General features: G+C 63.8%; 12 protein-coding genes and 2 riboswitches. Of the genes, 4 read left to right on the top strand and 8 right to left on the bottom strand.

Annotation, left to right across the window (positions count from 1 at the left end; all coding sequences use genetic code 11):
- Window positions 1-109: 109 nt before the first annotated feature.
- Window positions 110-280, top strand: coding sequence for a hypothetical protein (locus P3T18_RS16875; RefSeq protein WP_429301047.1), 171 nt, complete (start codon window positions 110-112; stop codon window positions 278-280).
- Between the two features lie 90 nt (window positions 281-370).
- Here the strand turns inward: P3T18_RS16875 and P3T18_RS16870 are convergent, their stop codons facing one another.
- The 8 genes from P3T18_RS16870 to P3T18_RS16835 form a co-directional block, all read right to left on the bottom strand.
- Window positions 371-1,285, bottom strand: a complete 915-nt coding sequence (locus P3T18_RS16870; RefSeq protein WP_429301046.1) for an ABC transporter ATP-binding protein — start codon at window positions 1,283-1,285, stop codon at window positions 371-373.
- Between the two features lie 36 nt (window positions 1,286-1,321).
- On the bottom strand, window positions 1,322-2,293 hold the full coding sequence (locus P3T18_RS16865; RefSeq protein WP_429301045.1) for an ABC transporter permease: 972 nt from the start codon (window positions 2,291-2,293) through the stop codon (window positions 1,322-1,324).
- Complete coding sequence (gene atzF / locus P3T18_RS16860) at window positions 2,280-3,743, bottom strand: allophanate hydrolase (RefSeq protein WP_429301044.1); 1,464 nt, start codon at window positions 3,741-3,743, stop codon at window positions 2,280-2,282. The genes P3T18_RS16865 and atzF overlap by 14 nt, the downstream gene beginning before the upstream one ends.
- Entirely contained in the window at window positions 3,740-7,375 is a 3,636-nt protein-coding gene (gene uca / locus P3T18_RS16855; protein ID WP_429301043.1) for an urea carboxylase, read from the bottom strand. Before uca ends, atzF begins: the two co-directional genes overlap by 4 nt.
- Window positions 7,372-8,028 (bottom strand): urea amidolyase associated protein UAAP2, encoded by a 657-nt coding sequence (locus P3T18_RS16850; RefSeq protein WP_429301042.1) that lies wholly within the window; start codon window positions 8,026-8,028, stop codon window positions 7,372-7,374. The genes uca and P3T18_RS16850 overlap by 4 nt, the downstream gene beginning before the upstream one ends.
- Before the next feature lie 11 nt (window positions 8,029-8,039).
- Window positions 8,040-8,795 (bottom strand): urea amidolyase associated protein UAAP1, encoded by a 756-nt coding sequence (locus tag P3T18_RS16845; RefSeq protein WP_429301041.1) that lies wholly within the window; start codon window positions 8,793-8,795, stop codon window positions 8,040-8,042.
- Window positions 8,796-8,852: 57 nt separating this feature from the next.
- Window positions 8,853-9,010, bottom strand: a riboswitch (guanidine-I (ykkC/yxkD leader).
- 461 nt (window positions 9,011-9,471) lie between these two features.
- Entirely contained in the window at window positions 9,472-10,521 is a 1,050-nt protein-coding gene (locus tag P3T18_RS16840; RefSeq protein ID WP_429301040.1) for an isopenicillin N synthase family dioxygenase, read from the bottom strand.
- A 20-nt stretch (window positions 10,522-10,541) separates the two neighbouring features.
- Window positions 10,542-11,453, bottom strand: a complete 912-nt coding sequence (locus tag P3T18_RS16835) for a sugar phosphate isomerase/epimerase family protein (protein ID WP_429301039.1) — start codon at window positions 11,451-11,453, stop codon at window positions 10,542-10,544.
- A 223-nt stretch (window positions 11,454-11,676) separates the two neighbouring features.
- On the opposite strand from P3T18_RS16835, the gene P3T18_RS16830 reads away from it, so the two are divergent.
- From P3T18_RS16830 to P3T18_RS16820, 3 genes are all read left to right on the top strand, one after another.
- Complete coding sequence (locus P3T18_RS16830) at window positions 11,677-12,045, top strand: MarR family transcriptional regulator (RefSeq protein WP_429301038.1); 369 nt, start codon at window positions 11,677-11,679, stop codon at window positions 12,043-12,045.
- 83 nt (window positions 12,046-12,128) lie between these two features.
- Window positions 12,129-12,262, top strand: a riboswitch (guanidine-I (ykkC/yxkD leader).
- A gap of 260 nt (window positions 12,263-12,522) precedes the next feature.
- Window positions 12,523-13,494, top strand: coding sequence for an ABC transporter substrate-binding protein (locus tag P3T18_RS16825; protein ID WP_429301125.1), 972 nt, complete (start codon window positions 12,523-12,525; stop codon window positions 13,492-13,494).
- Between the two features lie 231 nt (window positions 13,495-13,725).
- A complete protein-coding gene (locus P3T18_RS16820; RefSeq protein WP_429301037.1) occupies window positions 13,726-14,769 on the top strand; it encodes a rod shape-determining protein in 1,044 nt (347 codons plus the stop codon).
- Window positions 14,770-14,794 lie beyond the last annotated feature (25 nt).

Raw genomic sequence — 14,794 nt, 5'->3', positions numbered from 1 at the left:
CAACGGATGGACCCGGGTATTCTGTGGAAAACGGTCGCGCGGTAAAGCAGTAAAGTTTTCCAGAACCGGTAACCCGTTCCCATCCGCCGAATCGATTAGGAGAAAAACGATGACCCTGCTCATTTACCTCGTGGGATGGATCATTCTGATAGGCGGCGTGTGCTGGGGCCTGGTCGCCATGCACGTTGCCCAGCACACGATCGGCATTGTCGCCGTCATCATGCTCGGCGTCGCGGTGATTACCGGCGCGACGCGCGTGCGCAGCCGCGACCGGTCGTAGCGCACGAACGGATGCCCATGAACGCGCGCCGCGCATTGCGAAGCGCGCGTTCATGCTCAAGCACGTTTTCATCCACGCGATTTACACGCGTCATTCCACATCGTCCCCCACGCTCGTCATGCGGATCATGTGCGGCTTGACCACGTCGTCCTCGTCGTCGCGCGGCGCGCTGGGCGGATGAATCAAGGCTTCGAGGCGCGCCTTCGTCGCGAGAAACTCCGCTGACGTGACCTGCGAATAATCGCGCGGCCTCGGCACCGGCACTTCGATCAGTTCCTGCACCTCGCCCGGATTGGCCTTCAGCACCAGAATACGGTCGGCGAGAAAAATCGCCTCGTCGAGATCGTGCGTGATGAACAGCACCGTCACGTCGATGTTGCGCCAGATGTCGAGCAGGTGCGTCTGCATTTTCGCGCGGGTCTGCGCGTCCAGCGCGCCGAACGGCTCGTCCATCAACAGGATGCGCGGACGGTTGGCGAGCGCACGCGCAATCGCCACGCGCTGCTTCATTCCGCCCGACAACTGATGCGGATAAACGTCCGCAAAACGGGTGAGACCGACCAGATCGAGCCATTGCAAGGCTTCGCGCTCGGCGTGCAGATTGCTGTGGCCGTTCATCTTCAGACCGAACATCACGTTCTTTTTCACGGTCAGCCACGGAAACAGCGTATAGCCCTGAAACACCATGCCGCGATCGGCGCCCGGCCCTTGCACCGGCTGGCCGTCGAGCAGCACGCTGCCGCTGGTCTGCGCCTCCAGCCCCGCGAGAATGCGGATCAGCGTGGACTTGCCGCAGCCGGACGGCCCGATCACGCACACGAACTCGCGCCGGTGCGTTTTGAAATTGATGTCGTTCAGCGCCGTGCATTCGCCCTGCGGCGTCTCGAAACGCTTGCCGAGCCCGCGCACTTCGAGAATCACCTCGCGCGCCTTGAGCCGGTCGAAGCGCTCACGTACCGCTTCGGACTGGATGAGGTAAGACGGAACCGGTTGCGGATTTAACATGATCGAATTCCCTGAATACGGTGCAGTGCGAACTCTCTACGCCTTCAGCGTACGGTCCCACGGAAACAGCTTGCGGCCGAGATAGCCGAGCACGATATCGGTGCCGAGTCCGATGATGCCGATCATCATGATCGCGGCGTAGACGTTCTGAAAATGCTCGTAGCGCGCCTGCTGCGTGATGTACCACGTGATGCCGGAACTCGTGCCGACCAGTTCTGCGACGATCAGATACGTCCATGCCCACCCGAGCAGAATGCGCTGATCGCGGTACAGGTCCGGCAGAATGCCTGGAATGACGACGTGCGTGAGCAGCTTGAACTTCTTCGTGCCGAGCGTCATGGCGGCTTCGAACAGGCCGTATTCCAGCTTGCGGGTGGTGTTCGCCACGATCAGCACCTGCTGGAACAAAGTGCCGATCACGATGATCGCGATCTTCGGGCCATCGTAAATGCCGAGTATCGCCACCATCAGCGCACCGAACGCAGGTGCCGGCAAATAGCGGAAAAACTCGAAGAACGGCTCCTGCAGACGCGCAATCGCGCTATACGTGCCGCACACGATGCCGACCGGCACGCCGATCAGCGACGAAATCAGGAAGCCCCAGAAAATCACCTGAATGCTGTGCCAGAGACTCTGATGCAGCCAGACACCGTCACGCGAAGCGGGCGGCGTGGTGAACGCCGTATAGAACGCGCCGAGTACTTCGTGCGGCGCCGGCAGATAGACCGGGTTCACCGGTTCGCCGACCGGCAGCGCCGTGTGCGCGTCTTTCGCGTGTGCGAGTTCGTCGGCGAATACGTCTTTATCGACGCGCATGCCCGGCTGAAAATAATCCACGCTGCCGGGACTCGCGATCAACACCTGCGGATGCCAGACGAACGGCACGTAGCTGACGACGCACCACACCAGCAGTGGCAGCAGGAACGAGCCGGCGCCCAGCAGCCACTTGCCGCGCGTCGAGAGTTCGCGACGCACCGCGAACCATTCGGTCTTGTTAGCGACGTTCATACGATGCCCCTACGTGTGGTTCAGTCGACTCCAACGCTTCATCGCGTGCTTCATTTCGCGCTTCATCTCGCCCTTCACCCAGCCAGGCCCGCGCCAGATCGAGCAGTCCCGCATCCTGCTGCGCGCGTCCCACGAACGTGATGCCGAACGGCAGCCCCGCATGCCGTCCGCTCGTGCAGACACCGGCCGGCACCGCCAGCGCCGACAGATCGAGCAAATTGACGAAGTTCGTGTAGTAGCCGAAACGCGAATTCACGCGGATCGGATCGGCCTCGAGTTCGTCGACCGTCGCGGTTGTCGCGGACGTAGGCGTGACGATCGCGTCGATGCGTTGCCACACGCTCGCCGTCTGCATGCGCAGCACCGCCAGCCGGTCGAACGCGGCGAAGGCATCCGCGGCATTCCAGCGTGCCGCGCCGCCGATGATTTCGCGGATCACGGGATGCAGCGCGTCTGCCTGCGTTTCCACGAACTCGCGGATCGCCGCGAGCCGCTCGGCCACCCAAGGTCCCTCGTACAGCAGACGGGCGGTGGCGAGAAACGGCTCGAAGTCGATCTCGACCAGCTCTGCACCGGCCGAACGCAAACGCGTGAGCGCGGCGTCGAATGCCTGCGCATACGAGGTGTCGCCGAAAAATTCGAGCTGGCTCGCACGCGGCACGCCGAAGCGCACGCCGCGCAGCGAAGGCTCCGGCGAAAGCGGACCGCCGGATGCATCGAACGCACGCGCATAAGGATCGTTCTGCGCCACGCCATGCGCCGCGTCGAACACACGCTGCGCGTCGTTCACCGAGCGCGCGAAGATCGACACGCAATCGAGCGACTTGCACGCCGGCACCACGCCGAGCGTGCTCAACACGCCCTTGGTCGGCTTCAATCCGATCAGGCCGTGAAACGCGGCAGGCACGCGGCCCGATCCGGCGGTGTCCGTGCCGAGCGAAAACGCGGCGAGACCGAGTGCGACCGACACCGCCGACCCGGAACTGGAACCACCCGACGCATAGCGCGGATCGAGTGCGTTGCGACACGCGCCGTGCGGCGAGCGCTGACCGGACAAGCCGGTCGCGAACTGGTCGAGATTGGTCTTGCCGATCGGAATCGCGCCCGCCGCAATCAGACGCTCGACCACGGCCGCGCTTCGATCGGGCGTGTAGGCGAAAGCGGGACACGCCGCCGTGGTCGGAATGCCGGCGAGGTCGATGTTGTCCTTGATCGCGAACGGTACGCCGTAGAGCGGCAACGACGCCGCGTCGCGGCCTTCGAGCGCGCTCACGTACGCCATCATCTCGGCAAGGCTCAGCGGACGAATCCAGGCATGATGCGGGTCGTCGCCCGAGGTGCGCGCCGCAATCGCTTCGACCAGTTGCGCGGGCGTGAGACTGCCGTCGCGATAACGCGTGTGCAGGGCATCGATCGACATGGTGTCGAACAGATCGTCAGCGGAGTTCATTTGCACGTCGCCTCCTCGTTGGTATGGGCAGCATTCGCGGCATCGGCGCCAGCCGAGGCACGCATCACCATCAACCGTTGACCGGCGATCACCGCCGCGCCCGGTGCGCATTCGATCGTTTCGATCACGCCGTCTTCCATCGCCTCCACCGACACCTCCATTTTCATCGACTCCACGATCGCCACGGTTTGCCCCGCGCTCACCGGCTCGCCTTCGCCGACCAGCAGTTTCCACACGCTGCCCGACACGTCCGCGACGATGCCGAGCTGGCCCTCGACAAGACTCTCGTCAGCAGCCTGAACCGTGGACGCCGCCGCGTCGCTGCCGGGTTCGCCCACGTACTCCGCGTGACCGGCGGCGGCCCAGCGTTCGCGCTCTTCGTCGAACGCGGCCTGCTGTGCATTCTTGAACGCACCGATGGATTGCGCTTCTTCCTGCAGGAAACGGTTGTACGCGCCGAGATCGAATACCGACTCCTCGATCTTCAGACTCGCGCGTCCCGCGACAAAGTCCGCGCGCAATTCGGCCAGCTCCGCCTCGCTCACTTCGTAAAAACGGATTTCGTCGAAGAAACGCAGCAGCCAGGGTTTGCCCGCTTCGAATTCGCGCGTGGTGCGATAGCGATTCCACATCTGCACCGTACGGCCGACGAACTGATAGCCGCCCGGCCCTTCCATTCCATACACGCACAGATAGGCGCCGCCGATACCGACCGCGTTTTCCGGCGTCCACGTGCGCGCCGGGTTGTATTTGGTCGTAACCAGCCGGTGCCGCGGATCGAGCGGCGTCGCCACGGGCGCACCGAGATAGACGTCGCCGAGACCCATCACGAGATAACGCGCGTCGAACACGATGCGCTTCACGTCGTCGATGCTGTCGAGCCCGTTGATGCGTCGAATGAACTCGATATTGCTCGGGCACCACGGCGCATCGGGCCGCACGGATTGCATATAACGTTCGATGGCGATGCGCGTGGACGGATCGTCCCATGAAAGCGGCAGATGAACGATACGGTTCGGCACGCGCATGTCGGCCACCGCCGGCAACTCGCGCTCGGCCTGCTGAAGATGCGCGAGCAGGCTGTCGTGCGGCAGCACGCGCGGATCGAAATGCACCTGCAACGAACGGATACCCGGCGTGAGATCGATCATGCCCGGCAGACGGTGCGCGTCGAGCCAGTTCATCAGCGCATGCACGCGAAAGCGCAGATTCAGGTCGAGTACCAGCGGGCCGTATTCGATCAACACGTTGCGGTCGCCGGAGCGCCGATAGACCACGCCGGTGCCCTCGCCCGCCGTGGGATCGCGATACAGCACGCAGTCGTGCACGTCCTGCGCTTCGTGCGCTTGCCGTTGCGGCGCGGCGGCAAGTGCGGGTGCAACTGCAGCGGCCGGCGCGAAGCGCACCGTGTCGCCCGGCCGCAATTGCCCGAGTTTCCACAACTCGTCGCTCGTGACCGTCACCGGACACACGAAGCCGCCCAGACTCGGACCGTCCGGCCCGAGTATCACGGGCATGTCGCCGGTGAAATCCACCGCGCCGACCGCGTAGGCATTGTCGTGAATATTCGAAGGATGCAGCCCGGCTTCACCGCCGTCGGTACGCGCCCATTGCGGTTTCGGGCCGATCAGGCGCACGCCCGTCCGGCTGGAGTTGTAGTGCACCGTCCAGCGCGTGTCGTAGAGCATCGCGATATCGTCGCGCGTGAAGAAATCGGGCGCGCCGTGCGGACCGTCGAGCACGCCGAGCGTCCACTCGTGCGTCAGGTGCGGCACGCGCGCCGGGTCGAGTTGCGCGCCCGCCTCACCACGGCCGGCGTCGGCCGCGAGATGCAACACGTCGCCCTTGCGCAGGGCACGGCCCGCGTGTCCGCCGAACTGGCCGAGCGTGAACGTGGCCTTGCTGCCGAGATAGTCCGGCACCTGCAGGCCGCCCCGGATCGCCAGACAGGCGCGCATCCCCGCGCCGGTCACACCGCCGAGTTTGAGCACGGCGCCCGCCGCAGCCCGCGTCACCTGCCAGGGCACGACCGGCTGACCGTCGAGCTTCGCGGCGAATGTCGCGCCGCCGAGCACGAACAGCGTGGCCGTATTGAAGCGCAACGTCGCGCCGACCATCGCGCATTCGAGCGCGGCAGCGTCGGCGGGATTGCCGAGCAGTTCGTTGGCGAGACGGAACGAGAGATCGTCCATCGGCCCCGACGGCGGCACGCCGATGTCCCAGTAGCCGAGCCGTCCCGGTGTCTGCTGCACGGTGGTCTGCACGCCGCCGTCGAGCACGTCGATGGTATGCGGCGCGAACACGAAGCGCGACAGAAACGCCGTGGTCTGCTCGCCGCGCGCGAAGGTGGCCGAGCCGGCAATCGCGCGCAGATAGTCGAGGTTGGTCTCGATGCCGTAGAGTTGCGTATCGTCGAGCGCGGCGCGCAAGGCGGCGAGCGCGGCCTCGCGCGTCTCGCCTTTTACGATGATCTTCGCCAGCAGCGGATCGTAAAACGCGCTGACTTCGGTGCCGGCATCCACCCATGTATCGACGCGCGCGCCCGTTGCGAACGCAACATGTGTCAGCACTCCGGCGCTCGGCTGAAACTGCTTGTGCGGATCTTCCGCGTACAGACGCACCTGAATGCTCGCGCCACTGGAGGCCGGCACCAGCGTATCGAGCGGCGCGAGGTCGCCTTCGGCCTGGCGGATCATCCACTCCACCAGATCGACGCCGGTCACTTCCTCGGTCACGCAATGCTCGACCTGCAGGCGCGTGTTGACTTCGAGAAAATAAAAGCGGCGCGTATCGGCATCGAACACGAACTCGACTGTCCCCGCCGATTCGTACTGCACCGCTTGCGCGAGACGCACGGCGCTCGCATGCAGTTCGACACGTTCGGCTTCGCTCAAACCCGGCGCGGGCGTTTCTTCGATCACCTTCTGATTGCGGCGCTGCACCGAGCAGTCGCGCTCGCCGAGCGCGATCACATGGCCGAGGCCGTCGCCGAAAATCTGCACTTCGATATGCCGCGCGTTCTCGACGAACTTCTCGATGTAGACGCCGGCGTTCGCGAAGTTCGCCTCGCCCAGACGCGCAACCGACGCATAGACGCTCTCGAGTTGCTCCGCGTCGCGGCACAGCGACATGCCGATACCGCCACCGCCCGCCGTGCTTTTCAGCATCACGGGATAACCGATCGCTTCGGCCTCGCGCAAGGCCGTGGCCACGTCAGGCAGCAAACCCGTACCGGGCAGCAGCGCCACATGGTTCGCGCGGGCAATCTCGCGGGCCGTGTGCTTGAGGCCGAATTCGAGCATCTGCGCGGGGCGCGGCCCGATGAAGCGGATGCCCGCGTCCGCGCAAGCTTGTGCAAAGGCCGCGTTCTCCGACAGAAAACCATAGCCCGGATGCACGGCGTTCGCGCCGCTCGCGCGCGCCGCGTCGAGAATCGCCGCGCTGTTCAGGTAGCTGCCGGCCGCCACCGCCGGCCCGATGCAGATGGCTTCGTCGGCGAGCATCACGTGCATGGCGTGACGGTCGGCTTCCGAATAGACCGCCACGGACGCAATGCCGAGACGTTTGAGTGTGCGGATCACGCGGCAGGCAATTTCGCCGCGATTGGCTATCAGGACTTTGTCGAATTTCATTGGGCGTCCCAGATGGTGAGTCGTACCGGCGTCGGGTTGTAGCCGTTGCACGGATTATTCAGCTGCGGACAGTTCGAGATGAGCACAGTGACATCCATCTCGGCGCGCATTTCGACGTATTTGCCCGGCGCGGAGATGCCGTCTTCGAACGTCAGCTTGCCGAGCGGCGTAACCGGGACGTTCATGAAGAAGTTGATGTTGCTGACGATGTCGCGCTTGCCCAGTTGCGTGCCCACGCCGCACGTGCAGTGCGTGATCGCGTGCAGGAAGCTGTCGCGGCAACTGTGCATATGGCGTTTGTCGAGCGCATAGCGCACCGTGTTGCTTTCCGCCGCACACGCGCCGCCGAGCGTATCGTGGCGTCCGCACGTGTCGGCGACGATCGTGAGCATCGGCTTGCCGAGGTTCGACATCAGCACGCTGCCGGCCGAGAGATACAGATTGCGTTGCGCGCGGATCGTGTCCTGCGCGCTGTAGCGTTCGAGCGGATCGGCGCTGTTGTAGAACAGCGTGTCCACCGCCTGATTGCCTTCCAGGTCGAGAATGCGGAACAGTTGTCCACGTTTGACTTCATGCAGCCACGGCTCGCCCGAAGGCAGCGTGAGGTCGTAGACCGCGTGACGGACGTCGAGTTGGCTTTCGATAACAGGCATCGCGGGTCTCCTTAAACGAACAGACGATCGGTGTTGATAAAGCCGCGGCCGTTTTCGGCGCAGGCGCTGCGGCACGGATCGTCGGAAGGCACGGACTCGTTGCCTGCATAGGCGCGATACGCGATCAGCTTCACAGGGCGCGGCGCGTAACCGGATGCGGGATCGAGCGGATGCGGCGCGGTGGAGAACGCCGCGAGCGTGTCCATTTCGAAGCGCAGATCGAAGGCGGCGCCGGCCGGCGAATGGCCGGATACGAAGTCGAGCGCGCCGTCTTCGCCGATGGCGAGTTTGCTGAAGAAGTTGATGTTGGCGACCAGGTCGCGCGCGCCGAGACCATGCTTCGCGAGTTCGAGCAGCAGACTGTCGCGGCCGTTGCGGATCATCGCGTTGCGATGCTGCTGATAGCGCGCTTCGCCGTATTTTTCGGCGAACAGATCAGCGTCGCCGATGCCGCCGAGCGGATCGTGCCAGCCCACCGTGTCGGCGGTGATCGAGGCCATCACGCGGCCCATGTCCGAATACAGCACGTGAGCACGCGTCAGATGCGCGGTGTGCTGCGCTTTCAGCGTGTCGGCCATGTTGTAGCGTTCGAGCGGTTCGTCGTGACGGTAGAACACGGCGGACAGATTCGCGCCGCCCTCGATATCCACCACACGCAGCGCCATGCCACGGCGAAGAACACCGGACCAATGCGTACCGGCGGGAATCAGCGTTTCCCACAGCACGTGCGGGATTACGGGAAGATCGACTGGGAGTTGCGTCGACATGGAGGCTCCAGGTATCGGTTGGGAATAAGCATGAGAGGGCGATTGACCGACATCGCGACCTCCCGGGCTTTTATCCCTCCGTGGAGCCTCGCCGGCGCCTTGAAAGAAGGTGAACGGCAAGACCGGATTGCTCTCGGACCAGACATCGTGCGCGGTAGCGAGCTTGCCTCAGCACACTCGATAACGCGACGACCGGAACCCTAGCGATCCTGAAGATGATGCAAATTACTTCGCACCTCTCGCTGCGTAGCTAAGCGAGTTGCGTGCCAGCACTTTGCGTATGGCGCGCAAAGTGCTCTGAAACAAGGTGTCCCGCGCCATTTCCCCTGCCCGGCCAGTCTTCTTCGAGCGTGGCTGGCGCATCACGCAAGCGGCAAGGAAGCACCATATGAAGGCGCAACGGCACCACGATAGGGCTCGCAGTCGCATCATCGAAGCGCTGTGTTGCCGCTGCATATGACCTGGTCACGATGGCACGGTGGTTGCAAGTTCAAACATCACTGCCCTCACGTCCATCGTTCGACCATGCCCACGCTCGCCACGCTTCGCCGCACGCTTTACGCACTCATGTCCGCGCGTTTTATCGAATTGCAGAAACAGAAACGCCGCCCCTGATGCGCGCATCGGCGGGCGGCGTCTTGTAATCGGCACGTAGCCGGCATGTAGCCGGAAGGCGTTACGCGATGCCGGCGTAACGTGCCTGCTGGCCGAAGCTCGCGAGATCTTTCGAACCGTCCGGCAGAACCAGTTCGCCCCTGGCGAGCCGCTCCTTCAGATAAGTGAAGCTCTGCGCCGTCTGTGCGAACAGATGGTCGCCCGCCGACACCGGCGGATACTTCGCCAGCGCTTCAGGCGTGGCGAATTGCGGTAAAGGCTCGACGACCGTGTGGTAATCGCAGGCGAAAAACAGCGGGAACGAATAGCGCTCCTGCTTCACCTTGCGCACCCGGTGCGAAGTCGCCACATACGTGCCGCCCGTCCACACTTCCAGCATGTCGCCGATATTCACCACGAACGCATTGTCGATCGGCGGTGCGTCGATCCACTTGCCATCGCCGTTCATCACTTCGAGACCGGGCGCCGTGGGCAACAGGATCGTGAAGCACTCGTAGTCGGTATGCGCGCCGATGCCGGGCCGGTCTTCCGCCGACGCGTCGAGCGGATAGTGAATCAGCCGCAACTGGCTGGGCGGCTTCGAGAGGAACGCGTCGAAATGCGTTTCGGGCAAGCCGAGCGCGAGCGAGAAGCCGCGAAACAGCGCGCGGCCGAGTTCGATCGCCGCCTGATAGTAAGAACCGATATCTTCGCGAAAGCCCGGCTGATCCGGCCACTGGTTCGGCCCGAGCATCGGCGTCCCGGCTTGCACGTCGGGGTCGTCGGCGGGCAGATCGCGTCCGGTGTCGAAGGCTTCCTTGCGGTCGCGCTTGCCGCTCGCGAACACTTCCTCGCCTTCCGGCACGTAGCCGCGATGCGCGCGCGACTGTCCGATGTAATAGCGCATTTTCCAGTCGTCCGGCGCGGCGAAAAAACGCTGTGCCTGATCGATCAGCGCCGCCTGCTGCGCACGCGTGACCTGATGACCCGTCACGTAGAAGAAGCCGGCGTCGCGGGCCGCGCGATCCAGTTCGCGGGCGGTCGCCAGGCGCTGGTCCAGGTCGCTGCTGAACAGGCCGCTGACATCGACGATGGGCAGACGGTCGAAACTCGTGTGGCTCGATGAATTCATGATGGGTTCACCCTTCTCATTCAGGCCTGTTGCGATTCGAAGTGCGGCACCATGGCCGGCTCGCCCACGGATGGACTCGTTGCGGCCGCGAGAAAGCTCGCAAAATGGCGGCGTTCTTCACGACCCATCCACGTGTTGATTTCCCACAGATCCGCCACCGGCGCCCCCGTAAACGGCAGGGTATGCAGATAACCGTCGGGACCGAACTCGGGCGTCATCGTGGTGGTGGTGTAGCCGTTCGCGATCTGCGCGGTCCACAGCGCCTCCCACATGCGCTGATGCGAGGCCAGACAGTCCGCGTACTCCGGCGCGGCCGGATGCGGCACCTGCGGACCTTGCGGAAAGCCGACGCGGCCATGCACGTGATGAGCCCGCGGCGCGAGTTCGAGTATCGTCTCCCATTCGCCGCCCGCTCCGTCGAGCAGACGTTCGCAGACATTGACCCAATGGCTGAAGTCGCAGGTCAGACGAAGCTCCGGCACGGCGCGCACGACATCGCGCGTGATCCACGGATTGAAGAACGAGCGGCCACGGTGCGTCTCGAAGCTGCAGATCGCATCGTGCTTCGCGGCAATCTCGACGGCGCGCGCGAAGAAACCGGTTTGGGTCGCAAGAGGCCACGCGTCGCAACCCGCCATCACGTTGAAGAAGCGCGGCGCGAGCGGCTTGCCCCAGACGATCTTCGCTTCGAAGTCGCGCAGGTGATCGTCGGGCGTGGCCGAGCGGTCGGGCACATAGCTCCCTGCCGTGGTGATTTCGGCAATGAAACCGAGTCGCGCGTCGGCGATTTCCTGCGCGAATGTCTCACGCGCGGCGCCACTAGCGGGCACCGGCGCCTCGATGCCGTCGAATCCGGCTGCCCGCACCAGCGGCGCGGCGTCGCGCGGTCCGCCGTCGAATCCCCAGAACGTCTTGAACAGTTCGAATTTCATCGCTTCCACCTTTTGCATGTCACATTGCATTTAAATTTGCATGCAAATCAACATCTGAAATTACATGTAAATTTGCATGCAATAGTACATGTTAGCTGCAGGTGTCAATAAACTTTCCGGAAGATTGCACGTATCATGGCGCGACGCCCATCTGGTTTGATTTCGCCCATTTCCGGCCAGACAGGCACTCAAACTGTGCATCCCTCCTCCTCGTGGTGAATCGATGAAGAAGAAACTCGCGCGCAATAAAGGACAAGCCGTCGCGCGCGCCATTCTCGACATGGACTGGCAATGGTCGGCGCATTTCGCCGATCTCGGTCTCGCCGACCTGAACTACAGCGACCTGTTCTGCCGCATGTGGATGGACGACGAAGCCGCGTTCGCCAAGACCGCGCTCTACGAGTTCATGCCCGGCGTGAGCCGCCGCACGGCGGTGCGCTACGTGCAGGATCTGATCGACGGCGGCTGGTTGCTGGAGAGCAGTTCCGAGCTGGATCGCCGCATCAAGCAGGTGAGTCTCGCCGCGCCGATCGCGGAACGGCTGGAGCAATTTCTGGCCTTCGTGCATCACCGGTTCGCGGCACTGGACTGACGCGCCGCGCCGTGAAAACACACGGGCATCGCATTGGCATACTTCTCGCTCTGCTTTTTACCGAGAGGTGCGGCAGCGTCGCATCTTAGGGATGCTAGGGTTCCGGTTCGCGAGAATGTCTGGTCCGAGAGCAGCCCGGTGTGCCGGTCAGTCGGGTTCATAAAAACATGAACGCGGCGGGCGGCGCACTACACGGCGGGACAAAAGCCCGGGAGATTGGCGATAGCGATAGCTGTCGTGCCTCTCCGTGGCCGGCGTTTGTTTCCCGCAGATTCGAAGCGGTCTTCGCACAGTTCAGCGCACGTCTGATCTCGCGGAACCCGGTCATGTTGTTTTATCGCGCAGTCGCCGCGCGGTCCAACTCAACTATCGCAATTGACCGGTCTCCTGGAGAAAACGATGAAACGCCTGCATGCCGCCTCGCCTGTCCGCACGTCCCTCAAAGCATCCGCTTCCGCCCTTCTGCTGCGCAACTTCATGACGAGCGCCGCCGCGGCGCTCGCGCTCGCCGCCACCTTTGCCGCAGCGCCGGCGCAGGCGGCCGCGCCGCTCGCCATCGGCTATAGCGACTGGCCCGGTTTCGTCGCGTTTCAGGTGGGAATCGAGAAAGGCTGGTTCAAGGAGGCTGGCGTCGACGTCAACTTCCAGTGGTTCGATTACTCGGCCTCGCTCGACGCCTTTTCAGCCGGCAAGCTCGACGCGGTCGGCGCCACCAACGGCGATGCGCTCGTGACCGGCGCGAGCGGCGCGAAAAACGTCATGGTGCTGCTGACGGACTACTCCAGCGGCAATGACATGATCGTCGCCAAGCCGCCGATCCGCACGGTCGCCGCGCTCAAGGGCAAGAAAGTCGGCGTCGAAATGGGTCTGGTGGATCATCTGCTGCTCGACACGGCGCTCGAAAAGCACGCGTTGAAGGAATCGGACATCACGCTCGTCAACGCCAAGACCAACGAACTGCCGCAGGTGCTGGCCTCGTCGGGCGACATCGCGGCCGTGGGCGCCTGGCAACCGAACGCCGGCGAAGCGCTCAAGCGCGTGCCGGGCGCGCGGCCGATTTTCACGTCCGCCGACGCACCGGGCCTGATCTACGACGCCATCACGGTCAACCCGGTCAGCCTGCAAACGCGTAAGGCGGACTGGGCCAAGGTCATCAAGGTCTGGTATCGCTGCGTAGCCTACATCAACGACCCGAAGACGCAACCGGACGCCGTCAAGATCATGTCGGCGCGGGTCGGCCTCACGCCGGAGCAGTATCTGCCGCTGCTCAAAGGCACGCATCTGCTGGACGCCGCGGCCGCGAAGAAAGCCTTCGTGAAGGGCGACGGCCTCGACTCGGTGTACGGTTCGAGCATGAACGCCGACCGCTTCAACGTGCGTAACGCGGTGTACAAGCAGTCGCAGAACGTGAGCGCGTATATCGATCCGGCGCTGACCAATGCGCCCTGAGCGAGCCAGCTGAACACGGTTGAGGAGACGGCCGCCCGTCTCCTTGCCTATCCTTTCCCCGCCTCGACTCCTTCCCTGCGGCCGCCCGCGCTACATTTCGTTACCGCGTTCCCTACCCCTTAGCTGTTATTCTTCCCTCTCTCCGACCCGCCCTGGGTCGACCGCCGCCTGCGCGCGGCGTTTCCGGGCGGCGCGTTCGCGCGCCCGGCATCAAGCGATACAGGAATTTGCATGTTCGGTTTTCTGCGCGGTTATTTTTCCAACGACCTGGCCATCGACCTCGGCACGTCCAATACGCTCATCTATATGCGCGGCAAAGGCATCGTGCTGGACGAGCCGTCCGTGGTCTCGATCCGTCAGGAAGGCGGTCCGAACGGCAAAAAGATCATTCTTGCCGTCGGCAAGGAAGCAAAGCAGATGCTCGGTAAAGTGCCGGGCAACATCGAGGCGATCCGCCCGATGAAAGACGGCGTGATCGCCGACTTCAACATCACCCAGCAGATGATCAAGCGCTTCATCCAGATGGCGCATGAGTCGCGCATGTTCGCGCCGTCGCCGCGCATCATCATCTGCGTGCCGTGCGGCTCCACCCAGGTCGAGCGTCGCGCGATCAAGGAGGCCGCACACAGTGCGGGCGCCTCGCAGGTCTATCTGATCGAAGAACCGATGGCCGCCGCCACCGGTTCGGGTTTGCCGGTCTCGGAAGCCACGGGTTCGATGGTGGTGGATATCGGCGGCGGCACGACCGAGGTGGGCGTGATCTCGCTCGGCGGCATCGTCTACAAAGGCTCGGTGCGCGTGGGCGGCGACAAGTTCGATGACGCGATCGTCAACTACATTCGCCGCAATTACGGCATGCTGATCGGCGAGCAGACCGCCGAGGCCATCAAGAAGGAAATCGGCTCCGCCTTTCCGGGCTCCGAAGTCAAGGAGATGGAAGTGAAAGGCCGCAACATGTCGGAAGGCATTCCACGCAGCTTCACGGTGTCGAGCAACGAAATTCTCGAAGCGCTCACCGATCCGCTCAACCAGATCGTCTCGGCCGTGAAAATCGCGCTGGAACAGACGCCGCCCGAACTCGGCGCGGACATCGCCGAGCGCGGCATCATGCTCGCGGGCGGCGGCGCCCTGCTGCGCGACCTAGACCGTCTGCTCGCGGAAGAAACCGGTTTGCCGGTGTTCGTCGCCGAAGCGCCGCTGACCTGCGTGGTGCGCGGCTCGGGCATGGCGCTCGAGCGCATGGACAAATTCGGCGGCGCGTTCTCGTACGAGTAAGCGCCAAATCAGCAACTCGCGGCCG

Source organism: Paraburkholderia sp. GAS199 (assembly GCF_050436585.1).
Taxonomy (GTDB): domain Bacteria; phylum Pseudomonadota; class Gammaproteobacteria; order Burkholderiales; family Burkholderiaceae; genus Paraburkholderia.
This window is presented reverse-complemented; position numbering and strand designations above follow the sequence as displayed.

Bases quoted from the DNA above. Each gene is read 5' to 3' on its own strand.
- atzF (WP_429301044.1), bottom strand. From the start codon at position 3,743: ATGAACTCCGCTGACGATCTGTTCGACACCATGTCGATCGATGCCCTG.
- P3T18_RS16835 (WP_429301039.1), bottom strand. From the start codon at position 11,453: ATGAAATTCGAACTGTTCAAGACGTTCTGGGGATTCGACGGCGGACCG.
- P3T18_RS16850 (WP_429301042.1), bottom strand. From the start codon at position 8,028: ATGCCTGTTATCGAAAGCCAACTCGACGTCCGTCACGCGGTCTACGAC.
- P3T18_RS16845 (WP_429301041.1), bottom strand. From the start codon at position 8,795: ATGTCGACGCAACTCCCAGTCGATCTTCCCGTAATCCCGCACGTGCTG.
- P3T18_RS16875 (WP_429301047.1), top strand. From the start codon at position 110: ATGACCCTGCTCATTTACCTCGTGGGATGGATCATTCTGATAGGCGGC.
- P3T18_RS16825 (WP_429301125.1), top strand. From the start codon at position 12,523: ATGACGAGCGCCGCCGCGGCGCTCGCGCTCGCCGCCACCTTTGCCGCA.
- P3T18_RS16840 (WP_429301040.1), bottom strand. From the start codon at position 10,521: ATGAATTCATCGAGCCACACGAGTTTCGACCGTCTGCCCATCGTCGAT.
- P3T18_RS16870 (WP_429301046.1), bottom strand. From the start codon at position 1,285: ATGTTAAATCCGCAACCGGTTCCGTCTTACCTCATCCAGTCCGAAGCG.
- P3T18_RS16865 (WP_429301045.1), bottom strand. From the start codon at position 2,293: ATGAACGTCGCTAACAAGACCGAATGGTTCGCGGTGCGTCGCGAACTC.
- uca (WP_429301043.1), bottom strand. From the start codon at position 7,375: ATGAAATTCGACAAAGTCCTGATAGCCAATCGCGGCGAAATTGCCTGC.
- P3T18_RS16830 (WP_429301038.1), top strand. From the start codon at position 11,677: ATGAAGAAGAAACTCGCGCGCAATAAAGGACAAGCCGTCGCGCGCGCC.
- P3T18_RS16820 (WP_429301037.1), top strand. From the start codon at position 13,726: ATGTTCGGTTTTCTGCGCGGTTATTTTTCCAACGACCTGGCCATCGAC.